Origin of the sequence: Nitrogeniibacter aestuarii, from assembly GCF_017309585.1 — a bacterium.
Classification (GTDB): domain Bacteria; phylum Pseudomonadota; class Gammaproteobacteria; order Burkholderiales; family Rhodocyclaceae; genus Nitrogeniibacter; species Nitrogeniibacter aestuarii.
Map to the genome: position 1 here is coordinate 4,308,481 of NZ_CP071321.1, position 24,307 is coordinate 4,332,787.

Genomic DNA, 24,307 nt, shown 5'->3' on the forward strand with positions numbered 1-24,307 from the left:
GGAATCCCGGAGCACCCGCCCCGGAGTCGTCCCGGCGGGACTCGTCCTGACGACACGCGCTGAGACGAGCGAGCCGGATTCGCGCTAACGTAGGCCCCACCTGTTCGCAAACCCGGGGCCCCGATGAAGCGCTATCTGATCGCTGCGATTGCCGTGCTGTTCGCCCTGCTGTCCTGGTACCCGCCCATCACGGATGCAGCGAAGGCGAGTGCGGAGGCTGGGCTGACGCGCGCACTGGCCAGCTTCGCGGCGGCACGAACGCTCAACGGCGTGATCTCGGTGGCGCAAGGCACCGAGGTAGCGGTGCATCCGGTGGGCGTGGGAGTGTCGCTGACGGTGGGCGAGATTCTCGACCCGGTGAATGACCTGGTGGAATCCCTCTCTTCGGTGCTGTTGGCAGCCAGCGTGGCCTTCGGTATCGAGAAGCTGTTGCTGAGCCTCGGCGCGGGTATCTGGGTGTCGATGCTGGTGACTATCACCGCCATCGCCTGGGCCGCCCTGTTCGCCATGGCCAAGGCGCCGCCCTGGCTCACTCGGCTGACGCTCGCCCTGCTGTTCGTGCGCTTCGCGATTCCCGTGGCGCTGATCGGCAGCGAATCGGTGTTCGAGCATCTGTCGTTCGCCAGTTACGCGGAAAGTCAGGCCTCGATCGAGGGCACCTCGGCGGAATTGAAGTCGCTGACAGCGGACACTGCGCCTGCCGAAACCGATACGCCCCCGACCGGCGATGACGGCTCAACAGCCTCCTCCGGCCTGACGGGCTGGTTCAGCGATCTGGGCGATGCGGCGCAGCGGGCCAAAGACGGCGTGGTCGAATCGGTTCAGGGGATCTCCGCGCCAACCGAAGCGCTCAAGGCGAAATTCGACGGTGTGAAGAATCTGGCGGAGCAATCGGTACGCCGCATGATCGATCTGATGATCATCTTCGTGATGCAGACCATCGTCACCCCCATCCTGCTGCTGTGGCTGATGTACCGATTGCTGATGGGTGCGTCGGCCACCTTCCGCCAATCCGCCTGAACGGCGACGCCGCAACGCAGTCCACCCCTTGCCCGCCACGCCACGCCCGTGCGTGTTGCCGATGCGGGCGCCCCGACCACACAGAGAAGGAGAACAACACATGGACAAAATCGAAGTCGCCTATACCACCTCGGCCACCGCCACCGGTGGCCGTAACGGACGCACCGAGTCGCAGGACGGGCAGGTGAGCGTGGATCTTTCCGTCCCCAAGGCCATGGGCGGCCCGGGCAAGGCGGGCACGACGACCCCGGAAGACCTGTTTGCCGCCGGTTACGCGGCCTGCTTTGGCGGCGCGCTGGATTTCGTGGCCAAGCAGCAGAAGAAGGACGCCAGCGGCGCCAAGGTGACCTGCTCGGTGTCCATCGGCCCGCGCGAGGCCGGCGGTTTTGGCCTGGCGGTGAAGATGCGGGTGGAGGACACCAGCCTGCCGCAGGCGGAGCTGGAGCCGCTGGTGAAAGCCGCGCATGAAGAGATCTGCCCCTACTCCCACGCCACCCGCAACAACGTGCCGGTGGAGCTGGAGGTGGTGGGCGGCTAACACGCCGACTTCACGTCATGGAAGGCCTCCGGTGTGCCGGGGGCTTTTTTTACGGCGGTGGCATCGCCGACAGACGCCTCAGCCAGGTATCTCGTAACGAAATGTCATTACGGTCGCGCAAGGCGACGACGCCCGTTAGTCTTGAAGGAAGGAAACATCCAGTTTGAATGGACTCGCCTGCCTCAGGCTACAGACATGCCCACGGGAGATCGAAGATGACATGCACACGCGCTCTTGCCCTGGCCGCCCTGTTCGGCCTTTCTGTCAGCGCGCCGGCCGGCGCTGCCCTGCTGACCATCAACGGTGCCGGACAATTGACCGGCGCCACCAGTGTGGTGGTCAACGACATTTTCTATGACGTGGAATTTCGCGACGGTACGTGTATCGAGCTGTTCGACGGCTGCGACGAGGCGTCTGACTTCATTTTCGGCTCCTCAGCCGAAGCCGAAGATGCCTCGCAACAGTTGCTCGATCAGGTCTTTCTCGACCAGGGCACCCTGGCCACGGCCTTCGATTCCGACCCCTCGCTGACCTACGACTGCCTGTCGGTGGTGCGCTGCATTGCCTTCACGCCGTGGTTTGTCAGCGATGGCAACGTGTCGATCGAGGGCGCCGCAAACTACAACCCGGCGTCGGCCGACCTGGTGACTCCGGCCGGGGCGCTGGCCAACTACAACTCGTTTGTCAGCCCGGACGTCACCTGGGCCATCTGGCGTGAAGGCTCGCCCCCGGTGTCGATTCCGCTGCCGTCCTCCATCAGCCTGCTGTTGCCCGCGCTCGGTGCACTGGCGCTGAGTCGCCGTCGGCGGGGCTGATCAGTCGATCGGTGCGTTACGGCTTCGCCTGACGCACCGATCTATGTCTTTACGGCGATCTTCACGCTGTCACGAATCGCCTACGGCCAGAACTTCCCGCAGAACCCGAGATACCGATAAGGCAACCCCGGCGTCGTCGGTGTCGCCCCGGCGGTTTCCAGCGTGACGCCAAGCTTCGACACGCCAAAGAACAGCGTCTCCGCCTCTCCGGGCAGCCCGACACTACCGGTCTTGCCCTCAGGCAGGGGGCCGATGGGGATGGGGGCGCCGCCATCGGCGGGCAGACCCCAGAGATAGAAGACCTGCCCAGCGGGCGGGATAGCGGGTTGGACGAATTTGAAGTCGGCGGTGCGACCGTGGCGCAGGCTACTGATCAGCAAGCCGGCGCCGCCGGCTTCGTTGGCGAGCACGCCGACGTAACTGGCGGGGAGTTGGGTGAGCGTGGCGGTCTGCTCGGTGAGCATGGCGTCGGGGCCGAGGCCGGGAAGGAACTGGCCGCCCACCATGCCGACCACGGCACCGGCCGCCGCCCAGCCGATGGCCGGGCGCAGCAGCCAGTCGAACCAGCGGCTTGAGGCCTTGGCCTCGACGAAGCCGAGGCGCTTTTCGATGGCCGGCCACACGTTGGCGGGTGGCGTCCTGGGTTCCAGCGCGAGGGCCAGCGGGGCAAGGCGCAGTTCGGCCTCGGCCACCAGGGCCTGCAGCGCCGGGTCGTTTTTCAGCAGGCGTTCGAAGCGGGCGCGCACGCGCGGGGTCAGTGAGCCGAAGGCATAGGCCGAGGCCAGGTGCTGGCGCAGGTCGGGATGGTCGTAGCGCATCAGGCGGCCATGCAGCGTTGCAGCCGCTGCAACGAGCGGCGGATCCAGGCTTTGACGGTGCCCAGCGGTTGCGACAGGCGGGCGGCGAGGTCCTGATGGGTGAGGCCGTCGAAGTAGGCGAGGATGAGCGCTTCGCGCGGGGCGGCATCGATCTGGCCGATGCAGTGGCGCAGTTGCGCGTCTTCGCAGCGCTCCAGCAGCGTCTCTTCGGGGGTGGGGCCGTCGCTGGCCACGTCCACCGTGCGGGTTTCACCATCGCCCTCGGTGATTTCCAGCGGCATGTGATTGGGCCGCGCCCGGCCGATGTCGAGCGCCTTGTTGCGCACCAGGGTGGCCAGCCACGCCATGGCGGTGGCGCGGCCGGCCTGGTAGCGGCCGGCATGGTGCCACACGGCCACGAAGGTGTCCTGCAGGGCGTCTTCGGCCAGCGAGCGCTCGTTCAGCAGCCGCAGGGCAATCGGGTACAGACGATGGGCGCTGGCGTCATACAGGGCACGCAGGGCCGCGCGGTCGCCCATGGCGACCCGACCGATGAGGGCTTCCAGCGACTCGGGGGCGTTCATTACTTGCCCGGGACGAGTTCGCGGCTGGCAACCGCCACCGGGCCGTTGGCAACGGCTTCGAGAATGCGCTGCACCTCGCCGAAGTCGGCCACCTTGTTCAGGTCCTGAAAGTCACCCCAGCGCAGCGCGGCGGGGATGTCATTGTAGATCTCGCGCGGCGCGCCGAAGCAGGCCACGGGCACGGTGCCGTTGGCGCCGGGTTGAAGCTTGAAGCCCTGATTGCCCGGCAGTTGCAGCGACTGACCCGGCTCGACGCGCGGATCGGCATCGAAGCGGTTGGGAAAGATGCGCTGCAGCTTACCGGCGGCGGTACGGGCGTAGCAGTACGCATAGGCCGGCGCGTTACTGCTCAGCGTGAAGCCCACCCCTGCACCGGCGGGTAGCGGCACCGGTTCGATGGCCAAGGCGATGTTGCCGGCCGAGGCCTGGCTGCGCGGCGTGGCGTCCTGCGCGGGCACGGCGGGCGGCTGGGGGAACGGGCCTTCGAGGAAGACGGTGAAGAAGGCCAGATCCACCGCCGGCGTGTCTCCCATGCCCAGCGCATTGCGGTAGGTGGCCACGGCCTGGCGCAGGGCCGGGGTGACTCGGCCGTCGGCCGGGCCATCGTAGAAGCCACGGTTACGCAGCTGGGTCTGGAAGTAGGCGGTCAGCTCGCCGCCGCGCTCCATGCCGATGAACCAGTCTTCGATCTCGTCACGCACTTCCGGGTTCTTGGCATCGGTGCCGATGCATTGCCAGTAGGGCAGCTTGAGCAGGCGGCCGAAGAGTTCGACCGACGACAGCTCCACCATGTTGCGCAGGGCCTGGGCGGTGCCGTCGGTGCGCTGGAAGGAGGTGGAGAAGTTGATGCCGATCTTGGAGAAGGTGGCCTGGGCGTCGAGGGCGTCGCCCTCCTTGACGATGGTGGTGAGATTCTTGGAGACCACCCCCGGCAACAGGGTCAGACGCTCGGTGTCGGCCATGGCCACGTCGAGCCCGAGCACGTTGAACTGTCGGCTGGTGGAAGCCCCCGCCCCCAGCGTGCTGCCCACCGAGACACCACCGTCGGTCTGGCGCTTGAGCACGCCTTCGTCGAGCTGGCTGATGGAGCCGCGCAGGTTGTACTGCGGCACCACGTTGAAGGCGGTGCGGTTCTTGGCGTTGGAGAGGAAGGCCACCGCGTTGTTGGCGTCCTGCCCGAAGGCGCTGACCTCGATGGCGCGGCTGCGACGGGTCTGGTCCGACAGGGCCGACATCATCATGTCGCGGGTGCCGGCGGCCACCTTGCGCGTACTGTCCGACAGGTCCTCGATCACTACGCTCACGTCGCGCACGCCGTAGGAGATGTAGAGCTTGTCCATGCAGCGCAGGGCGTCGGAAAAATTGGTGACGTTGCGCTGGGGCCGGGTTTGCGGCGGCGCCACGGCGGCGGCCACGTCCTGCTGTTTGGGCGGCAGCGGCGCACAGGCCGCGAGCGTCAGGGTGGCGAGCAGCCAGAGCGGTTTTGTTGTCATTTTTCGGGCGCTGAGAAAAGAGTTGGGATCAGCGGCAGTTGTTGCCTGCCTGGATGATATCGCCGGTGATGATCACCGTTGTCTCGCGTTTGGCCGAGGTGCCGATTTTCTTGTTGTCTTCGATCACGTTGCCGATGGCAATGGTGCAACCGTTGTCGAGGGCGGTGACACCGGTGCCGGCGCCGCCGGCGTCGTCGTCCTGCAATTTGGCACGGGCGCGTTCGGAAGCCAGCACCGCCTGCTCGCTCTTGGCACGGGCGATGCGGGCATTGACGTCGTCGGGGATGTCCGGCGTGCCCGCGATGGCCGGCGCCAGGGCGACGAGCAGCATCGCGAGGGTGATTGTCCTGATCATGGTCGCGTCCTCCGGGGCCGGGCTCAGCGCTTGCCTTCCACACCACCGACCAGCACGCGCTGGTCGCCGCCGTTGGCGTTGATGGCGTTCTGCAGCACGTTGCCGGTGACGGTCACATTGGTGTTGGCAGTGCCGCCATCGGCATTGCGCACGCTGCCCAGGTTGATGGACTGGCGGGTGTTGCTGCTGTTGCCGGCAAACTGGCCGATGGCGCCGGTGACTTCGGCCCGGGTGGTGACCACGGCGCCAGTGTTCTCGGCGCTGCCGATGGACACGTCCTGAACGGCATTGCTGGCGCCGTTGGTGGTCTGGATGATGTCGCCGCTGTTGACCACTTCAGTGATGGCCTGGGTGCGCGAGCCATCCACGCTGCCCACCTTGATGCGCTGCTCGATGTTGGTGCCGGCGCCCTGCAACTGCGAGATCGTCCCGGCCGTGGTGGCGTCGGTCTGGATGTTGCCCGACGAGTTGTTGGCGCTGCCTACACTCACCGTCTGCACCGAGGCGCCGCCACCGCCGTCGGCACGCTGGCTGACCGAACCGAGCACGGTACCGTTGGTGCGCGCTTCGGCGGGCGAGCCGCCATTCACGCTGCCCACGTCGATACGCTGCTCGACCTGGCGGTTGGCGATCTGGCTGACCGAACCACTCACGGTGCCATTGGCAGACACACTGCCGCCGCCTTCCACGTTGTTGACCGCACCCACGTTGAGCGACTGGGTACCCGCACCGGGCGTACCGCGGAACTGGATCACCTCGCCGCTGAGGCTGCCGCGCGCATTGACGCTGCGTGCCTGGGTGCTGTTGATGCTGCCAACTTCAACGCTCTGTACATTGGCACCCGCGCCGCTGGAGGCGCCGTTGTTGGTCTGGGTGATGCCCGGGCCGGTGATTTCGCCATTGGTGCGGGCGGAGCTGACGGTGGAATCAACCAGCGATCCGGCACCGACGCGCTGGGTGATGGATGAGGCGTTGTTGTTGGTCTGGGTCACGTTGGCGCCGATGCCGCCGTTGAGCTCGGCATTGTTCGCGCGCGTCTTGCCCTCGACGCCGGCCACGGAAACCGACTGCTCCGCCGCATTCTCACCGCGCAGGGTCTGGGTCACATTGCCAGTGAGCGAGCCACGGGTGCTCAGGTTGGTCACACCGCTGGCCGGAGGCGCTTCCGGATTGCCCGGATCTGCATTCAGTTTCGGCGCCGGCACGGCCAGCTTTTCGCTGACCACCAGGGTATTGGACAGGCCATCGCGGATCGACTGGGCAAACAGCGGAGTGCAGGCCAGAGTCAGGAAGGCGGCAGCAAGGGGGCGGCGGGCGATGTTCATGGTGATTCTCCAAAAGGGCGGGTCGCAAATGTGCGTCCCATGGAGATACTTCGTGTCGTATCGTAATTTGGATGCAGCCGACGCGAAAAATATTTTTTCAATGCCGGTGTGAAGGTTTTCTCTGGAGTGCAACGCGGCGTTCACGGCGGCGCTACTTCCTGCGCTTTCGCCACATTCAGGGCGCGGCAAGCCGCGCCCTGAATGCGCTCACTGATTGCCTTCAAGACCACCGATGAGCACAAGCTGGCGTCCGTCGCTCGCCCCGCCGGCCTCCTGGAACACCACATTGGATACGGTCACGTCAGTGGAGACGGAGCCCCCATAGATGTGGCGCACGCTGCCCAGGTTGATCGTCTGGCGCATGTCGTCGCTGGCGCTGGCAAACTGGATCAGGTTGCCCGTCACTTCAGCACGGATCGTTGCCGTTGCTGCGGTGTTCAACGCGCTGCCGATGGAGACATCCTGCACAACATCCGAGCTGTCGGCAGTCGCCTGTACGATCTCGCCGGTGTGGAAGACTTCAGTGACCGCCTGGGTACGCGAGCCCTCCGCACTGCCCACGGCAATCCGTTGATCGACGTTGTCGTCAAAGGTGATCGTCTGGCTGGTGCTGCCCAGGGTGGCGTCAGTGCGCACGATGCCGCCGGAGCCGTTCGCGCTGCCCACGCTCAATGACTGCCTGGCGCCCGAGAGCCCACCGCCCTCGGCCCGCTGGGTGACGGACGCCAGCACCACGGCACGGGTGCTGGCATCAACCGGCGCCCCTCCGGTGACACTGCCGACATCGATGCGCTGATCAACCTCGCGCGAAGCCACCTGAAAGACTTCGCCACGCACCTCGCCGCGCGCCGCCACCTGCCCACCGCCATCCACGTTCGCCACCGAACCTGCGTTCAGCACCTGAGCGCCGGAGGCTGACCCGGAAAGCACTTGCTGGACACCGCCGGTGACCGAACCGCTGGCGCTGACCTGGCTAGCCTGTGTGCCGGCAATGCTGGCGACCGCAATCTCCTGCGAATTACGCGCCGGGTCGATGGCCGTGGTGGTGTTGCTCTGGCTGACATTCCGACCGCTGATATCGCCGAGCGTGGCCGCCGAGGCCATGGTTGACGTCATCAGGGTGCCTACGCCGATGCGCTGCGTCACCTCGGCGGCATTGCGGGTCAGCTGCTGCACATCGACAGTGACGATACCACCCAGTTGAGCGTCATCGACGCGCACGGCGCCGAGTACGCCAGCCACCGACAGGATCTGGTCCGCACTGCGTGCCCCGCTTTGCCGCTGCACAAGGACACCGCTTGAGACACCACGAGTGCGCAGATTGCCCACGTCGCTGTCACGCGAGGCAGTCACGTCAGCGGGCACGCTGACCACCGGAACCGCGAGCGTTGCGTTACCGATGAGGGAATTGGTCAGCCCGTCTTTGGCGGACTGGGCGAAGAGCGGGGAACAGGCCAGAGTGAGCAAGGCGATGGCGAGGGGGCGACGGGCGAAGTTCATGATGTTTTCTCCAGAACGGGTCGTGCAGCGAAGTGCTGCTTGTGAGTACTTCGTGCCGACCTGCGATCTGGATGCACCCGGATGAAAATTTTTTCGTCGCCGCGAGATGGGGTCATCAACCCATGGGTCCGCCCCCCTTGATTTCGGGATAGTCAGCCCACGACATCGGCACACACCGCCTGGACGGATCGCCGTCCGGATCCCCCTCTCAGCAAGGGGATCAACATGCACATGCTATTCAGAACCGCAGCCCATCGCTTCGCCGCGAGCGGGGTGCGCGCACCGCCTGAGGCCGAGCACGGCTGCTTGGCGCCTACGGCCGCAGCCGCGATACTGGAGACCTCAGCTTTCCGGAGACTCTCCATGCATCTCGACGGTTCCTGCCATTGCGGCGCCGTGCGCTTCTCACTCGAATCGGCGCATCCCTACCCCTACAACCTGTGCTATTGCTCCATCTGCCGCAAGACCGGTGGCGCCGGCGGTTATGCGATCAATCTGGGGGGCGATGCGGCCACGCTCAAGGTGGAGGGTGAGGCCCATGTGCGCATCTATCAGGCCATGATCGGCGAGGGTGCCGAGCGCCAGCAAAGCCCGGCGAAGCGGCATTTCTGTGGCGAATGCGGTGCTCACCTGTGGGTGTGGGACCCGCGCTGGCCCGAGCTGGTCCATCCGCTCGCCTCGGCCATCGACACGCCGCTCCCGGTGCCGCCGGAGCGCACGCATCTGATGCTCGGCTCGAAAGCCGCCTGGGTGCAGGTCCGGGCGGATCCGCAGGACAAGCACTTCGATGACTACCCGGACGAGTCCATCGCCCAGTGGCATGCGCGGTTGGGGCTGGCGTGCTGAACCCGGACGGGGGGTCAATCAGAACAGGTCCAGCATTTCATCCACGCTGTTCAGTGCGTCGTTGATCGCTTTCAAGGTGGCCTTGCGTGCCGCCATTTCGGACTTGCTCAGGTATTTGACCGTCACCTTGGTGAGGCCGATCACGCTGTGGTAGTTGAGCTGCTTGACCAGGTCCATCTGGTCCCAATCGACATGCACGCAGCCATGAGAGCTCGAATCAAGCGGCCCGGCATGAAGCGCCTCGCCGCCGTTGTAGAACACGGCATAGCTCATGTTGGCGCTCAGGGATTTTGAATAGCGCCTGCCCGGCCCCTCGCGATCGCTCTTGTCATAGTCCACACCCGGCGTGCCCGAATACGTCCCGCTGTTGTAGCCCACCCCCATGATCCGTTTGACCGTGAAGGTGCCGCTGTCCGTTCTGCCCAGGGTGCGCGAGCCGCCGCCCACCGGAAAATTGAAATCCGGCCACTTGACCGGGTTGTCGTAATACTGGGCTGAGGCCCAGCCGGTGGAATAGACGTGCCCGCCGGCGTCGGTCTGCAGATCGTTGAAGGTGACGTTCACATGCTCGATCCAGGGCTTGGTTTCCTTGTCCTTGCGCTTGTTGAAGCTGTCTTCGACCAGACCGGACGCCGGGTCGTCCAGCGTGCCGAAGTTGAAAGAGCGTTTGGCATTGGGGCGGTAACACTGAACCGTGGGCGGGTTCTGGGTCACATGGGCCAGCTCATGGGCGAGCAGGCGGCGCCCGTCGTGGGTGTGGGGGGCGTAAGTGCCCTCATTGAAGACGATGTGGTTGCCCGCCGTGTAGGCCAGCGCCCCCATGGCACGGGCGGCACCGCTGGCGGCAGGCCCCGCGTGGATGCGGATCTGGCTGAAATCGAACGCCCCACCCGCACCCCCGCCCATCACGGCGGAAAAGCGCTTCTCCATGTCCGCGCGCGTGGCGGCTGCCAGCGGTTCGCCTGCGGCATTCATGAGTGGATGGGCCAGCGGACGCTGCGGCAGGGAGGTCGGCCTGCGGGGCGTGGGCGCCCCCGCCGCCGACGGCGTGTTGGCGACAACCCGGTCGGCCACGGCTTCGGCGTGGCGCTCAAGCGCCTCGTCGTGACTGTGGCTGGGCGCCGACAGACCCGGGCGCCCCCGGTCGACGCTGGCGGACGCGCCTGTCGACCGGACGCCGTCCAGTGTTCTGCCGCTCGCACGCGACGTAGAAGTTTCCCCCGCCTGCCGGGTCGGGGTCCGTGGGGCGTGGCTGCGCATGGCACGTCTCCGGTGGATGCAGTTCCACCGTAGGTGACGCAGGCATGACAGTCAAATCAGGGTAGCGATCGACAGCCCCGATCTTCCGGGGTGCGCAGATCATGCCCGCCCGTTCGCCCCCGGTGCTGAAAGGCCCTCGTTGAGCACCCGCACCTCGCGCTGCGGGAAGGGGATCTCGATGTTGTGTTCCTGCAAGGCCTCGAGAATCATCAGCATGAGATCGCCGCCGACCCGGTTTTCGCCATCATCGATGCCCTGCATCCAGAACTCGACGAACATGTTGATGCCGTTGTCGCCGAAGCTGTCGATCTCGCAGTCGGGCCGCTCTTCGATGGGCACGTGATCGCCGCTGAGCACCTTGGGATGACTGGCGACCACCTGCTTGATGATCTCGCACAGCTCGCGCACATTGGTCTTGTAGGCCACGGAGAAGTCCACCCGGTAGCGCTGCTCCTTGTTCTTGTGCGTCCAGTTGGTGAAGGTCTCGGTCATGAACTTTTCGTTCGGAACCATCACGTCCTTGCCGTCAAAGGTCTCCAGCGTGGTGGAGCGCAGGGTCATCTCGCGCACGATGCCGGTGCGCCCGTCTTCGAGCTCGATGTAGTCGCCCACCGAAATGGAGCGATCGAGCAGGATGATGATGCCGGAGATGAAATTCGAGGCAATCGCCTGCAGACCGAAGCCCAGGCCCACGCCCACCGCACCGCCGAACACCGCCAGCGCGGTGAGGTTGATGCCCATCACCTGCAACAGCAGCAGGAAGATGATCACGAAAATACCCACTTCGAGCATCTTGGCGGCTAGCTCCTTGGTGCGCACATCGAGCTTTTCCTGGCGGCGGATGATCTCCTGACCGGTGCTGTTGGACACCCGGCCGAGCCAGAACAGCAGCGAGCCGAACAGCAGCACCCGGCCCAGGTCGTAGGCGGAGATCTGGATGTTGCCGACGGTGAACGATACGGCGTCGAGAATGGCCACCAGCGGCACGAGCAGCTCGACCAGATGCAGGAAGAGCAAGGGCAGGCCGATCCAGCGGAAGACGAAGGCAATGAACTCGCTGCGCACATGGTCGCGGATGATGGTGTTGAGCACCAGCATCATCGCCACCACCATGGCGGTGCGCACCAGCCAGGCCTGACCGATCAGGTTGCGGCTCAGTTCGACCGCCACGCCGAGCATGACGATGGCGATCAGGGGGAAGAACAGGCTGCCGAGTTTGGCCGTGACGATGCGCAGTGGCGGGTAGCTACCGCCTTCGGGCAGCTCGGCGAACGCCGGCACGAAATGGCGAATGCGATTGGCCAACAGTGCTGCAATGCCGAAGATGACCAGCACCAGTGCCAGTTGGATGTAGGTGGCGCTGGCCATCAGGGCCTCAAGGGTTCTGGCCCCGGCCTCCAGCACCATGGTCTTGTAGTGATCGGTATCCATGCGCGTGTCTCTTGTTGGGTGCCCGGTGGCGCCAATGCGCCCCGCTCATCGTACCGGGCTCAGGGCTCGGCGGGCTTGGTTGTCGCCTTGGTGGCGGCGGCGTCGCGCTTGACCTGCCCCCGGTGACGCAGGATGCGGGCGCGGGCCAGCGCCTGCATGTCCACGTTCGAATCTAGTTCATCGACGATTTCGATACCCAGCAGGGTTTCAACTGCGTCTTCGAGGGTCACCACGCCCTCGGTCTGGTCGTAGCGGTCGCACACGATGAACAGATGCTCGCTGCGTGACACGAACATGTCGATGAGTTTGGACACCGGTATGTTCTCGTTCACCCGGGTCACCGGCTTGATGATGTCACGCTTGTCGGCCAGTTCATCGGCCACCAGCTCATGAAACAGCTCTTTCGAAATCACCACGCCGACGATGTCGTCGATGCTGTTGCCGAACACCGGCACCCGGGAATATTCCTTGAAGCGCTGCAGATCGAGCGAGGCCTTGTCATCGAATACACCGAGCAGCGCGTCACGCTGCACACTGAACAGCACGCTGCGCGGGGTGAGGATGTCGCGGGCGCGGATCTCGCGCAGGCGCACCGCGTTCTGGATGATGCGCCGCTCCTTTTCGTGCAGCACGCCCTCGTCTTCGGCCACGGAGGCGGTGGCGATCACCTCCTCCTTGGTGATCAGCGCCCGACGCCCCGGCGCGATGAGACTGGTGAGCCGGTTCATAACGACCAGGATCGGGTAGGTGATGAACACCAGCAGCTTGATGATGCGTGTGGCCGGGCCGGCCAGTTGCTTCCAGTAGAACGCGCCGACCGTCTTGGGGATGATTTCCGAGAGCACCAGGATGAGCAGCGTGAGCACCGCCGAGATGTAGAACATGTACTGCTCGCCGAACAGCTTGGCCGCCTCGGCACCCACGCCGGCAGCGCCCAGCGTGTGGGCGAAGGTGTTGAGCGTGAGGATGGCGGCAATGGAAAAGTCGATGTTGTCCTTCTGGAATTCCATCAACCGCCCCAGCGCGGGGTTCTTGTCCTTGGTCAGCTCAATGTGCGAGACCGTGATCGACAGCAGCACGGCCTCCAGGATCGAACACAGGAAAGACACGCCCACGGCGAGCATGAAGTAGGTGAAGATCAGCATCGGGCGTCTCGGGCGCGAGCAACAGGCTTGTTTGTCATCAGGTATTCGGACCGCACGTATCGCGGCGCGTTCGCAGGGTGGGTGATCTCGTCGATCCTGACGTCGCGTCTTTCGCTCCCTGGGGCGGGGCGCCACGAAAAAGCCCCCGACACGGCGGGGGCTTTTTGTTGCAACGAGCCGGCGTCCCGATCAGAGCGGCAGTCCGTCGAAGGTCGCATAGGCCGAACGCAGCCAGGTCTTGACACGCTGGCGTTCGAGCAGGCCCAGAGCGTTGTCGCCGATGCGGTTGTTGCTGGCCGCCCAGAAGCTGGCGTTCTGGCGATCGACTTTCTGCATGCTCGACTCGTGCAGTGCCGGCAGGGTGATGACCCGGGCACCGGCCGCTTCGGCACGCTTCATGGCGTCGGACTCTTCCATGTAGGCGAAATCGCTGCCACGGCCGTAGTTCTTGACCACGATGTAATTGGGCGCATCGCCATAGGTGTCGAGCAGGCGGTCGAGCAGCGCCACCGAGTCCACGCCACCGTCGGCCACATGCCAGAAGTTCACCGCATGGCCCATCTCGCCCATGAGGGCGATCAGGTCGGACTCCTGAATCCAGCGTGCCAGCGGCTTGGCGGTCTGGGCGGCCAGATCGACGATCACGCTCGGCGCGGCCTCGGCGGTTTCGTCGGTATCGAATACCGACACCACGTGATCGAGCCCCTCGAAGCTGTCCACCACCACCGGCGAAGCATAGTCGGCATAGAACCGCAGGAACGACGTGTGCGAGCGGTCGGTGTCGAAACCGGTGAACGGACGATTGTGATCGATGAAGTACTGCGCAAGGAGACGTGCGACGACCGACTTGCCGACGCCGCCTTTTTCGCCACCGATGAAGTTGATGGAGCTCATGGGCTGAATCCTGATGTTGCTGGCATTGAAACGACCGGGACACCCGGTCCGGGCGCCCACTATACGCAGGTTTCCATGAAGAATCCGCGACATCGGATCGGCGGCCGCCAGCGCATCCGGGCCATCGGCATTCGGGTTTCCCCCTCCGGCGCATCCGTTGTGGCTGTGACAGGATGAACGCCGCCCCCAGAGGGCACCGATAAAAACGTTGCAGTACGGGAGAACTCACCATGAAATCCAAAGCCGTTCTGACCCAGGCCGAGGTGACGCGAATCGTCACGGCGGCACGCGAAGAGGCGCAGCGTCAGCAGTGGGCCGTGTCCATTGCCGTCGTCGACGATGGCGGACATCCGCTTGCGCTGGAGCGCCTTGACGGCTGCGCGCCCATTGGCGCCTACATCTGTGTCGAAAAGGCGCGCACCGCCGCGCTGGGCCGGCGCGAGTCGCAAGGCTATGAAGAGATGATCAACGGGGGGCGGACCGCCTTTCTGTCGGCGCCTCAGCTGAGCGGCATGCTCAGCGGTGGTGTGCCGGTGACGGTCGATGGTCAGGTGGTGGGTGCAGTTGGCGTGTCGGGGGTCAAACCCGAGCAGGATGTGCAGGTCGCCCGGGCGGGCGTCGACGCACTGGCCTGAAGCGGCATCGGCCCCACCGGGCCGGATACGATCAGGTGCCCCGGCAGTCGTGCGCGCTCGTCACACCCGGAACGCTCTGTCGAAGGCGGCTCATCTCCTGCGCCACCAGACTGCGGACCCGGTCGACCTGCTTGACGTTGCGCGTGCTGATCGTGACCGTATCGAGCACGCCGTCGCCATAGTGCTGAAGCGCGCTGGCGGCCGCCTCGGGCGTTTCGATCCCCTGGGCGACGGCTTCCTGACGGCTCCGGGCGAAACTCCGGATCCGGTGAACGAGATCCTTGTGCTGACGCAGGCGCTCTTCCGCCCGGCGCTCACTGTTCTGGCGGCGGCTTTGGGAGCGGCCGAACGGCCCGTTGAACAGCACCAGGACGCCCACCATCAGCACGCCCAGAATGAGTCCGACGATGATGATGACGAAGAAGATTTCGCTGCCACCGGCAGCGGCATCCACAAAGGTACCGAACAACTCGTTTTCCGACGCTGGATCCATGACTCTTTCTGCTGCCTGACGGCCCGAGAGGGGCCTCTACCAGCGTCCAAAGTAGCGGAAACCCGCGGCGCCGAAAATCGACATTTGTGACAGACCGGGGATTATTTCACGCCCCCCGTGCAAGACCCGGTGGCATGCCTCAGCCCGCCGCCGTGCGCAGCGGCATGTCGCTGCCGCCCGAGTCCGGCCGGTCACCGAGCTCAACCGCCACAGAGGCAATACCGCCCTGGTCGTCGTGATGCACGATGGCAATCCGGGCCTGCCGCCAGTCACCGACGGCGTTCGCGGTTGTGCCCGCCTGCTTGGCAATCGCCTCGATCGACACGGCGGTGCGCTCGCGCCGTCGCTCCACGCCTCGAAAGCGGATGTGGTTGTACTTCGCCCAGCCGATCAGCGCAGCCGACAGCGTCAGGATGATCATGAGGTAGATCTCGACGATGTCGATGAAGCCGACATAGCCTTCGAGGGCGATCATGTGGAAGCGGAAACGCTCGATGCCGAGCCACCAGCCGGCCAGCGTGACCACCGGCAACCACAGATAGAACCACAGCCCCCAGAACACCAGCGTGAGCGTGCGCGACATCAGGCGCTGCTGCCAGCTTTGCAGATCGGGGCGATCGATGATCAGCGATGTTGGGTGGGCGCGAGGCCGCGGTCCGGGCTTTTCCATGTGGCTCTCTTCCTTCCACGCAGGATCACGGCAGGCAGCGCGACCACGGTCGTGGAGACATTGATGAGCCAGTACGCCAGCGGGTACCAGATCATCCAGAAGTAATAACGATACAAATCAGGTTCATAGCGGCGATCGAGGAACATGCTCACGCCCACCTGCAGCAGACAGGTGGTGCCGATGACCAGACCGCTCCAGCCGGGCAGCAGGGTGTGCACCCGCATCTCGGGGGGCAAGTCCACCACCAGCCCGAGCAGGAACAGCAAGGCCACCGCGCCCATGGTGTAGGCCCAGGCGACGCTGGCGAAGTACTCGAGATACACCGGCCACAGACGACGGTTGGTCCACTGCAACAGCACCCTGCGCTGCGCCATCAGCACCTGGGTGCCCCCCATGGCCCACCGCAGGCGCTGGCGCCACAGGCCGCGAAGGGTTTCGGGCATGAGAATCCAGCACAGTGCGGCCGGCTCGAAGCGCACATCCCAGTGACGCACCTCGAGCTTCCAGCTGATGTCGATGTCTTCGGTCAGGGCCTCGGGGCTCCAGTAGCCCGCGTCATGCAGGGCGGCGCGACGGAAGCAGACCATCACCCCCGAGACGGTGAAGATCTTTCCGTAGGTGCGCTGGGCACGCTTGATCAGCCCGATGATCGACGAGAACTCACCCACCTGGATGCGACCGAGCAGGGTCGACCGGGTACGGATGCGCGGATTGCCGGTCACCGCGGCCACCCGCGGGCTGCGTACCATGTGGCGCATCATCCAGCGCAGACAGAACGGATCGACGCGCGAGTCGCCATCGATGCACAGGAAGAAGTCGTGCTTCGCCATCATGGCGGCGGTGTTGAGCCCCACTGCCTTGCCCTGGTTCTGCGCCAGGTGCACGGCACGGATCTGCGGATGCATCTGCGCCAGGGCGTTGATCACCAAGGGTGTGTCATCGGTACTGCCATCGTCGATGAGCAGGATTTCGTATTCCGGGTAATCGATGGCCAGCAGCGCATCGACCGTGTCGGCAATGCAGGCCGCTTCATTGTGGCAGGGCACGAGAATGCTCACCGCCGGGTAGCGGTCCAGTTCGGGCGGCTGGTCCACCGGCGGGTCGCGGCGCTCGTAGTGCCCCCAGTAGAACAGCCCGCCGGCCATCCACAGGTAAGCCATGAACAGGGGGTAATAGAAGGAGAAGCCGAAGACCCCGGCCACCACGATCGCAAGCAGGCTCATGTCATCCATGCCGCCCCCTCAGAATCGCCAGTTCACGCCGGCATACGCGTCCTTGCGATGCTCTTGCGTACCGTCGTACGGAAACATGCGAACGCCCAGCCCGTAGTCGATGGCCAGCGCCGGCCCGAGCTGCCAGCGGTGGCCGTAGCGCACCCCATGGAACACGTTCCAGCCGTAGGTCGGGTCCGGCGCTCCCGGGCGGCCGAAGGCGCTCTGGCGGTACTGACCGACGAAGGCGGACAGTTCGTGCGTCATGAAGTGGTCGTAGCGGCGCCAGCCGGTCAGGTGCGCGCTGACGCCCACCGACACGGCAACATCGCGCTTGGGGTTGTAGTAGAAGACATCCACCCGCTCACCCTGGCTGGTGTAGGCGTCCGCCGAGAGGTCGACCCGGTGATTCGGGCCGCTGGTCACGCGCTGGGTCACGCCGAGGCTGAGCGCCGTGCGCCGGTTGCCGTCGTTGAAGTCGTGATGGGTCACGCCGAGCGAGACCGAGCGCGACTCATGCCACTGATAGCTCACCGACGCGCTGTAGCGATCGGCCAGGGTCTGGAAGGTGTCGTTGCGCCCCTTGAGCGGCACGTCGTCGGTGTTGTGTTCGACACCGGCCCGAATCGCCCAGTGATCCGTTGGCGACCATGCCGCGCGCAGGCTCATCGTCGAGTCGCGGCCATTGTTGAGCGCCTGCCCCACTTCCCCGACCACGCCCCAGTCGCGGGCGGTGTACTCCAGCCCCATGCCCACCCGCTCGTGCCGCGGCCTGCCTCCATCGAAGTCGGAGGCCATCTGCAGATGATGGGCAAACACCCGCCACTGGCTGGCAATGGGCGCAGAGTACAGATAGGTGTGCCAGGTCAGATCCTTGTTACCCACCACCGAGCCGGCGCCCTTGCCCGCCTCGACGCGACTGTCGAGCTCGGCACGGCGCACCACATCCATGTCACGCGCCAGTCGGCGCACACCCGGATGTTCGGGCGCTGTCGCCATCAGTTCGTCCGCCAGTGGGTCCGCAGCAAGCCGGTCACCGACACCGCGCAGGGCGCCCACCAGCCCGATACGCGCATCGATGTCATCAGGCCGCACGGCCAGCAGGCGGCGGTAGATGGCTTCCGCCTTGCGGGGCTGACCCCGAGCGGCCGCAACGCTCGCCGCGGTCTGCAGTGCGCCGGCGTTGTCGGGCGCTTCGGCCAGCACGGCGTCGATACGCGATTGCGCCAGGCCGTGACGGTTCGCATAGAGGGCGGCGCGAGCGGCGAGAATGGCGGCATCGCGTCGCGCGCCCTCCGACCCCGCGGCCGTCAGGTCGCCCAATCGGCGGATGACGGCATCGGCGGCATCGTGGTGTTCGGCTTCCAGTTCGGCAAAGTAGAGCGCCTGCAACCAGGCGATGCGCTCCGGATCGGCTGCCAGCGCTTCGCGATACCGACGCACGGCAGCGTCAGGCTGGCGCAAGCGGCTGTGCGCATCACCCAGCAGGGCGGCCAGATAGGCCGGCAAAGTCCCTTCGGCCTCAAGCGTCTGCGCCAGCGCGACGGCCTCGGCGTTGTGCCCGCGCATGACGAGCGCCTCGATGCGATCGAGCTGCAAGCGACGCAGGCGTGCGGTCGCGCCAGCGGTTCTGGCCTCGGCGATGCGCCGGTCCGAGGCGGCCAGCGCGTCATCCAGCGCACGATAGCGCTGGGGCGACCAGCTGTCATTCAACGCCCGGGCGGCCGCACGGATTTCCCGCGCGCCTACGTCCGCCGGATCTTCGGGCGGTGCTGGCGGAGGCGGAGGCGGCGAGACCGGCTCGGGGGGCGGCGCCATGGCCAGATCCAGGCCCTGTCGGTATTCCGTCGAGCGCGGCTTGCGACGCAACAGTTCCCGGTAGGCGGCCACGGACTGATCGCGCTGCCCCGCCAGTCGCGCAGAACGGGCCACGGCCGCCAGCACGTACTCCGGCAGCGGACGCAGGGGGAGCCCTTTGGCGGCGTACAGCGCGGCATTGTGCAGCTCGGCCCAGCTACGCACCACGATCAGGTCGTAGCGGTACTTCATGACCTTCGGCTGCGCCTCGACAAGGGCTTCGAGCATGGGCAAGGCGGTGGCGTAATCGCCGGCCCGGGCGGCCTCAACGGCCACTGAATGCTCGGCCGCCGGACGACGCACCTCGGCCCCGGCCGGAGCACTCACAAGCGCGCTCGCCAAGAGGATGAAGATGAGGTGAAGAATCCGCCGTTCAGGGCTCATTGACACAACCGTTTAAATTACTTTTTTCACTTTCGACACTATTTCATGCGTCGCAAAATGCCTAGCGGAAGTATTTGGCGGTTCTTGAGCAGTTGCTGGCCGGCTTATGGAGAGAAATGTCACAGACCCGTGAAGGAAGGTGGAAACATCTGCGACACGGCGCCTCATAACGTGACTTTAGTCGTACGTGCATACCCGCCTGATTGCGGACAATGATTTCAAACAGATCCGGGAACCCTCATGCCCAACTCCAGACATCCTCAGGCATTGCACAGAAATCACAATGCGATTTTCCATGGCCTTGCGGCCGTGCTGCTCATGGCGGGCGCCGTGTTTGCCTCGGCAACGGCTGAGGCATCACCCATGCTCGACCCCTATGCCTTTCGGAATACCAGCACCGGCGACGGATTGAATTCCCAATGGGTACAGACCGCCGACGACTGGCGTTTCAGCGATTACGTCTACAACGGTGAGCGCATCGGTGACACCAGCTGGGGGAGTGGTTTCTGGGCCGTAAGCGATATTGCAACTGCGATGGCACTCAATGCCGGCGCCCCGAACCTGGTCGCTCGCGCCCAGGGCATCACCCGCGACCTGAGTTTCGCCAACACCCTCTACAACGACGGCTGGGGCCAGGGCACCGGGTGGGACAAGGACCACGTGCGTCCGCTGGCGCCCGTGGTGGCTGACAGCGGGCAGGAAACGAACTACGCGGCCACCTTCACGGGCTACATCTACATTCCGCAAGCCGGCGTGTACGACTTCGGCATCTTCGTGGATGACGCCTTCACCCTGTCACTGCTGGGCGGTAACGGCAGCCTCGTCGTCGGACGCGAGACCTTCATCGGCTCAAGCGGCCGTGATTTCTACACGCTCTCGGGGAGCGTGGGCGGCAGTATTGAACTGGCGGCCGGCTTCTATGGCATCGAGCTCGACTACTTCAACCGGCTTGAAGCCGGCGTGCTGGAACTGGGCTGGTGGCAGCCGGGCCAGACGGAATGGACGCCGATCAGTGGCGATCTGCTCTACAGCGCATTACCGGTGCCCGAGCCGTCCTCGGCGCTGCTGCTGCTGATCGCCGGTGGCGCCCTGGTGGCCAACCGGCGCCGGCGTCACCGCTGAGCCGGAACGGACCTCAGGCGGCGGCGCGCCTGAACCAGACGAGCAGCGCCTTGTGCACCCGCCCGGCGGCCTCGAGCGCACCTTCCATATAGCCCGGCGCATAGGCAGCGGTTTCACTCCCGCAAAAATGGATGCGCCCCTGCCAGCACGGGCGCTGCAGCACCTCGGGCGCGTCCGTCGGATGATCGGCCACCTGCATGCGATCGAGTTCGGCGCAGGTCAGCGGTTCGGTCGCCCAGTCCTGCACATGACAATCAACGGGTTCGGCCTGCGGGCCGAAGAATTGCACCAGCTGACTTGAAGCGAGCATGGGCAGACCGCTGGCAAATTGCTTGCGCTGATCCGCCCCGAGCCCGACAAAGGCGGCCAGTGCCGCATGGCCGGCCTCGTCGCATGCATCCCAGACCTCGCCCAGCACGGCACTCGGATACGGAGCAACCGCCGTCCCCGAGCGTCCTTCCTGCCGCCAGAAATCCGAACGCTGCCCCGCCAGCAACTTGGCCTGCGCCGCCATCCAGGTCGGCATCTCGCGCATGGCCACGCGGATCTGCGGCGGTAGCGACGGCTCGAAGCTCACGGACGATTCGATCAGTCTCGGCGGCATGGCGAACACCGCCACCAGCGACTCGACCCGCTGCGGCCCGGACGGCGTGGCAAATTCGAGTGTCACGTGGCCGCCCTGGTCGCTGACGGAGGTGAGCACATGCTCCAGTTGGAGCGCGGTTTCCGGCAGGCGGGCCGCCAGGGTGTCGGTCAGCACCGCCATGCCGCCGGCCAGGCGCGACGCATTGGCGTGCACGTCGTCCTGCTCGACGAGTTTGGGTTCGGCCCCGGCCTCGGACTGCACCATGTGTGTCCCGTGCTCATGCTGGCACAGGTGGTCAAGACCGAGATGCTCAACCAGCGACGCCATCCGCCGCTGGTGCTCGGGCCAGAACCAGGTGGGTCCCAGATCCCCCCGACCACCATCGGCCAGGGTCACCGAGCCAATGCGTCCGCCGACCCGATCACGCGCTTCGAACACATGCACGACACAACCGGCAAGGGACAAGGTATTGGCAAGTGCAAGGCCGCTCAGCCCGGCACCCACAATGGCAACTTCGATCATGGCCGTCTCCATCCATCATGGCTCTGGCCTTGTCGATGCAAACTCCGTTCCAGCCGGCGGAACCCCGTGACAGAGGCCATTGCGCCCTGCGCGCACTCGAATGGCTGGCGATTTGTCGACACTCGCGCACGACTTGTCGCACACCCGCCAGAGCATCAGCGGCCTGCCAGCACCTGCCGGAAGGTCAGATTCACCCGGGGGGATTCGACCCCCGATTCGGGGAGCACGGCATGTTCCCAGTCACGCTGAAACGGGGCTTGCATGAACAGCAGCATGCCACCGGGCACCGGAAGACGTCCGGGCACCCCCGGCGTACCGGGTTTGGGCCGCCAGCAGAAATGCCGGGTCGCCCCGACACTGAGCGACGCGATCTCGGCCATGGGCCCCAGATCGTCGTCGTCATCCGCATGCCAGCTGACCCGATCTTCACCATTGCGATAGAGATTGGCCAACACCGCGTTGAAGCGCCGGCCGGTCGCGGCCTCGACGACGGCTCTGAGTTCGTCGAGCAGCGGCGTCCACGCGTGGGCATTCTGCAACTGGTCGTGATAGCGATAAGCCACGCCCGGATCGGAGAACCAGCACTGGCAGCGCGACAGGGCCATCCGCCGGCCGGCCACCTGATACCCCCCGTCGCTCCAGGGAATGCTCTTGTACAGCGCCTCGAAGATGCGATCGGCGCTGGCCGCGTCCCACAGGCGCGCACAGCCCAGCAAGGGCTGGCTGGCATGCGGCTGCAGGCGCACCGCCGGATCAGGATGAGGCAGCATGCCGGTCGCAGGCCGTGTCATGACACATGGCCTAGGGCGTCAGATCGCCAATGCGGTAGTGGGTCAGCAACGCGTCCGCCCCGGGCGAGTGAGGTCGGCCCCGCGTCTTGGTGTCGTAGGCCTCGGTGGCCTCCTTGCCGCACCAGGGCAGGATGATCGACGGGCGTGTCGGGTGCTCGGGCAGATAGGCACTGAGGTCATACACGGCCCCGTGGATGGCCATCCAGCAGTCGGCTTCGGTGGCGTGTTGTGCCACCTCGGCCAGGGTGTAGCTGGGCGTCACCGGCGTTTGCGTCTTCTCGGATTCGGCCTGACCCGCCGCCCACACGCTGAAGACAGCCCCCCAGAACAAGACGGTGCTGAACTGAAACAGTCGCTTCATCATCGGAAATCGAACCTCTCGTAGTGAATGCACCCGGCCGGCACGCCGCGTGACTGCAATACATGCACCGCGGCACTGACCAAGGCCGGGGGGCCGCACAGCAGGCATTCCCGCCCGACCAGCACCTCGCTCGCAGGCAGTATGGCATCGAGATCCGGCGGGCCGCCATCGGCCACCACCGTCTGCAGGCTGACCCCGGCGTGCTGGCGGGCCAGGGCTTCCAGTTCTGCCACAAAGGCGGCGTCGGCCGGACTCTGGTAAAGGTAGATCAAGGTCACGGGCCGGGCCGGAGGCGAAGCGCGCAGCAAGGCCAGGAAGGGCGCAATGCCGATCCCCCCGGCCAGCCACACGGCAGGCTTGTCCGCCTCGACAGCACCGAAATCTCCAAAGGCCCCCTGCACCCGCGCCGCCACCCCCGGTTCGATCGACTGGATGTGCCGGGTGCAATCACCCAGCGCCTTGATGCCGATCTTGAGACTGCCATCGGGCGCGATGTGCGTGAGCGTGAACGGGTGATACTCGTGGCAGCCACGAAACCGCGGCCCCTCGAAGAATGCCACCAGAATGAATTGCCCCGGGCGCGCACGCACCCCCCGCGCCATGGGCTTGAGTGTGAGTTCGACAATGTCGCGCGCGGGCCGGCTCACCGCGCTGACCACGTGCGGCAGTGCCCCCAGCCCCACATCCGAGCGCAGCACACGCCACAGCAGCACACCCAGCGCCAGTACCGGCATCCACAGCAACCAGTCGGTGATCCCCAGCGCCACCAGATGCGCCAGCCCGAGGGGCACCGACAGGGCGAGCAGGCCATGCAGCCAGCGCCACGCAGAATACGAAAGCCGGGCACTGAGCGCCGACCCAAGCCCCGCCATCAGGCACAGCAAGGCCGCCCAACCCAGCCAGCCGGCCAGATCCTGCCGGGCCGGAGAGAGCACCGACCAGGCATAGTCGGGCGCGTCGGGGAGCCAGTCGGCCGCCAGCGCGAGGGGATGGGCGAGCAAGAAGACATAGGCCCACACGCCGAGCACGTGATGCCAGGCATACATGCGCTCGAGCCCGCCGAACCAGCGCGCCAGCCGCGGCTCGCGCATCATGCACACCAGCGAGGCGAAGATGAACCCGTAGCCCAACCACCCGAGGACGATGCCGGCCCCGCGCCAGCCGACGGCAAAGCCCGGCCATGCCCACCAGAGCGGCACGGCAATCAGGCCCACGACAACCACAGGCAGGGTCCAGCGAGACGGCTTCACTGCGGGCGCTCCCGATCGGGCAGGAGATGCGCGCAGGCGTCGCGACGCGCTCTGGGCAAGGCCAGCGCCCGTTCGCGCGCTCGATCGACCATCTCCTGGTGGTGCAGCTCGAGATAAGCGCGGCAGGCCGCATAGTCGGTGAATTCGCGCAAGCGTGCCTGATGTTCGATGCGCTCCTGCGGCGTCATCAACTGCCAGCCGGCGGTGTTGTCTTCACCCGCGCGCCACGGGCCACGCGCCCAGGCGGCGTTGCCAAGCACCACACCCGCAGCGAGGAGTAACGCAAAGCGAAACATGATCGTCCTCCATGTCACGCACTGATGGATCATCAGCCTCCAATCTACGCGTGCGGCCAGATCGTACCGTGACCTGCATCAAGCTTCGTCTGTGCCGCTGTCATGAAAAAGCCCCGCCGTCGCGGG

At 65.6% G+C, this 24,307-nt stretch carries 25 protein-coding genes; 6 read left to right on the forward strand and 19 right to left on the reverse strand.

What is annotated here, in order from left to right:
- Positions 1–123 precede the first annotated feature (123 nt).
- The 3 genes from J0W34_RS20010 to J0W34_RS20020 all read left to right on the forward strand — a co-directional run bounded on the left by J0W34_RS20010 (position 124) and on the right by J0W34_RS20020 (position 2,373).
- The gene (locus tag J0W34_RS20010; protein ID WP_230969962.1) at positions 124–1,020 is read left to right on the forward strand and encodes a hypothetical protein; all 897 of its coding nucleotides are present in this window, start codon (positions 124–126) and stop codon (positions 1,018–1,020) included.
- A 100-nt stretch (positions 1,021–1,120) separates the two neighbouring features.
- A complete protein-coding gene (locus J0W34_RS20015) occupies positions 1,121–1,558 on the forward strand; it encodes an organic hydroperoxide resistance protein (protein WP_227816020.1) in 438 nt (145 codons plus the stop codon).
- A gap of 215 nt (positions 1,559–1,773) precedes the next feature.
- On the forward strand, positions 1,774–2,373 hold the full coding sequence (locus tag J0W34_RS20020; protein WP_227816019.1) for a hypothetical protein: 600 nt from the start codon (positions 1,774–1,776) through the stop codon (positions 2,371–2,373).
- 80 nt (positions 2,374–2,453) lie between these two features.
- On the opposite strand, the gene J0W34_RS20025 is transcribed toward J0W34_RS20020, so the two are convergent.
- The 6 genes from J0W34_RS20025 to J0W34_RS20050 form a co-directional block, all read right to left on the reverse strand.
- Positions 2,454–3,191: an anti-sigma factor gene (locus J0W34_RS20025; RefSeq protein ID WP_230969963.1), complete on the reverse strand. Its 738-nt coding sequence runs from the start codon at positions 3,189–3,191 to the stop codon at positions 2,454–2,456.
- Positions 3,191–3,754: a sigma-70 family RNA polymerase sigma factor gene (locus J0W34_RS20030; RefSeq protein ID WP_230969964.1), complete on the reverse strand. Its 564-nt coding sequence runs from the start codon at positions 3,752–3,754 to the stop codon at positions 3,191–3,193. Before J0W34_RS20030 ends, J0W34_RS20025 begins: the two co-directional genes overlap by 1 nt.
- Positions 3,754–5,247 (reverse strand): DUF4384 domain-containing protein, encoded by a 1,494-nt coding sequence (locus J0W34_RS20035; RefSeq protein WP_230969965.1) that lies wholly within the window; start codon positions 5,245–5,247, stop codon positions 3,754–3,756. Before J0W34_RS20035 ends, J0W34_RS20030 begins: the two co-directional genes overlap by 1 nt.
- Before the next feature lie 28 nt (positions 5,248–5,275).
- Entirely contained in the window at positions 5,276–5,602 is a 327-nt protein-coding gene (locus tag J0W34_RS20040) for a hypothetical protein (protein ID WP_230969966.1), read from the reverse strand.
- A gap of 23 nt (positions 5,603–5,625) precedes the next feature.
- Positions 5,626–6,927 (reverse strand): hypothetical protein, encoded by a 1,302-nt coding sequence (locus J0W34_RS20045; protein ID WP_230969967.1) that lies wholly within the window; start codon positions 6,925–6,927, stop codon positions 5,626–5,628.
- A 207-nt stretch (positions 6,928–7,134) separates the two neighbouring features.
- The gene (locus J0W34_RS20050; protein ID WP_230969968.1) at positions 7,135–8,427 is read right to left on the reverse strand and encodes a hypothetical protein; all 1,293 of its coding nucleotides are present in this window, start codon (positions 8,425–8,427) and stop codon (positions 7,135–7,137) included.
- 363 nt (positions 8,428–8,790) lie between these two features.
- Between J0W34_RS20050 and J0W34_RS20055 the strand changes: the two genes are divergently transcribed.
- Positions 8,791–9,273: a GFA family protein gene (locus tag J0W34_RS20055; protein WP_227816012.1), complete on the forward strand. Its 483-nt coding sequence runs from the start codon at positions 8,791–8,793 to the stop codon at positions 9,271–9,273.
- Positions 9,274–9,291: 18 nt separating this feature from the next.
- Here the strand turns inward: J0W34_RS20055 and J0W34_RS20060 are convergent, their stop codons facing one another.
- From J0W34_RS20060 to J0W34_RS20075, 4 genes are all read right to left on the reverse strand, one after another.
- Positions 9,292–10,533, reverse strand: coding sequence for an eCIS core domain-containing protein (locus tag J0W34_RS20060; RefSeq protein WP_230969969.1), 1,242 nt, complete (start codon positions 10,531–10,533; stop codon positions 9,292–9,294).
- A gap of 99 nt (positions 10,534–10,632) precedes the next feature.
- Entirely contained in the window at positions 10,633–11,964 is a 1,332-nt protein-coding gene (locus J0W34_RS20065) for a mechanosensitive ion channel family protein (RefSeq protein ID WP_230969970.1), read from the reverse strand.
- A gap of 59 nt (positions 11,965–12,023) precedes the next feature.
- Entirely contained in the window at positions 12,024–13,109 is a 1,086-nt protein-coding gene (locus J0W34_RS20070) for a CNNM domain-containing protein (RefSeq protein WP_227816009.1), read from the reverse strand.
- 189 nt (positions 13,110–13,298) lie between these two features.
- Complete coding sequence (locus tag J0W34_RS20075) at positions 13,299–14,003, reverse strand: P-loop NTPase family protein (protein ID WP_230969971.1); 705 nt, start codon at positions 14,001–14,003, stop codon at positions 13,299–13,301.
- Between the two features lie 230 nt (positions 14,004–14,233).
- Between J0W34_RS20075 and J0W34_RS20080 the strand changes: the two genes are divergently transcribed.
- Complete coding sequence (locus J0W34_RS20080) at positions 14,234–14,638, forward strand: heme-binding protein (protein WP_227816007.1); 405 nt, start codon at positions 14,234–14,236, stop codon at positions 14,636–14,638.
- A gap of 31 nt (positions 14,639–14,669) precedes the next feature.
- Here J0W34_RS20080 and J0W34_RS20085 read toward each other — a convergent pair whose 3' ends face one another.
- From J0W34_RS20085 to pgaA, 4 genes are all read right to left on the reverse strand, one after another.
- Positions 14,670–15,131, reverse strand: a complete 462-nt coding sequence (locus J0W34_RS20085) for a hypothetical protein (protein WP_227816006.1) — start codon at positions 15,129–15,131, stop codon at positions 14,670–14,672.
- A 139-nt stretch (positions 15,132–15,270) separates the two neighbouring features.
- The gene (gene pgaD / locus J0W34_RS20090) at positions 15,271–15,801 is read right to left on the reverse strand and encodes a poly-beta-1,6-N-acetyl-D-glucosamine biosynthesis protein PgaD (RefSeq protein WP_227816005.1); all 531 of its coding nucleotides are present in this window, start codon (positions 15,799–15,801) and stop codon (positions 15,271–15,273) included.
- A complete protein-coding gene (gene pgaC, locus J0W34_RS20095; protein WP_227816004.1) occupies positions 15,756–17,033 on the reverse strand; it encodes a poly-beta-1,6-N-acetyl-D-glucosamine synthase in 1,278 nt (425 codons plus the stop codon). Before pgaC ends, pgaD begins: the two co-directional genes overlap by 46 nt.
- 9 nt (positions 17,034–17,042) lie before the next feature.
- Positions 17,043–19,253 (reverse strand): poly-beta-1,6 N-acetyl-D-glucosamine export porin PgaA, encoded by a 2,211-nt coding sequence (gene pgaA, locus J0W34_RS20100; protein ID WP_230969972.1) that lies wholly within the window; start codon positions 19,251–19,253, stop codon positions 17,043–17,045.
- Positions 19,254–19,493: 240 nt separating this feature from the next.
- Between pgaA and J0W34_RS20105 the strand changes: the two genes are divergently transcribed.
- The gene (locus J0W34_RS20105) at positions 19,494–20,375 is read left to right on the forward strand and encodes a PA14 domain-containing protein (protein ID WP_230969973.1); all 882 of its coding nucleotides are present in this window, start codon (positions 19,494–19,496) and stop codon (positions 20,373–20,375) included.
- 13 nt (positions 20,376–20,388) lie between these two features.
- Here the strand turns inward: J0W34_RS20105 and J0W34_RS20110 are convergent, their stop codons facing one another.
- From J0W34_RS20110 to J0W34_RS20130, 5 genes are all read right to left on the reverse strand, one after another.
- Entirely contained in the window at positions 20,389–21,483 is a 1,095-nt protein-coding gene (locus tag J0W34_RS20110) for a flavin monoamine oxidase family protein (RefSeq protein WP_230969974.1), read from the reverse strand.
- A gap of 155 nt (positions 21,484–21,638) precedes the next feature.
- Complete coding sequence (locus tag J0W34_RS20115; RefSeq protein ID WP_230969975.1) at positions 21,639–22,274, reverse strand: alpha-ketoglutarate-dependent dioxygenase AlkB family protein; 636 nt, start codon at positions 22,272–22,274, stop codon at positions 21,639–21,641.
- 10 nt (positions 22,275–22,284) lie between these two features.
- The gene (locus tag J0W34_RS20120) at positions 22,285–22,638 is read right to left on the reverse strand and encodes a cytochrome b5 domain-containing protein (RefSeq protein ID WP_230969976.1); all 354 of its coding nucleotides are present in this window, start codon (positions 22,636–22,638) and stop codon (positions 22,285–22,287) included.
- On the reverse strand, positions 22,635–23,885 hold the full coding sequence (locus J0W34_RS20125) for a ferredoxin reductase family protein (protein ID WP_230969977.1): 1,251 nt from the start codon (positions 23,883–23,885) through the stop codon (positions 22,635–22,637). The genes J0W34_RS20120 and J0W34_RS20125 overlap by 4 nt, the downstream gene beginning before the upstream one ends.
- Positions 23,882–24,181 carry a hypothetical protein gene (locus J0W34_RS20130; protein WP_227815997.1) on the reverse strand — a complete coding sequence of 100 codons (300 nt, stop codon included), beginning with the start codon at positions 24,179–24,181 and terminating at the stop codon, positions 23,882–23,884. The genes J0W34_RS20125 and J0W34_RS20130 overlap by 4 nt, the downstream gene beginning before the upstream one ends.
- Positions 24,182–24,307 lie beyond the last annotated feature (126 nt).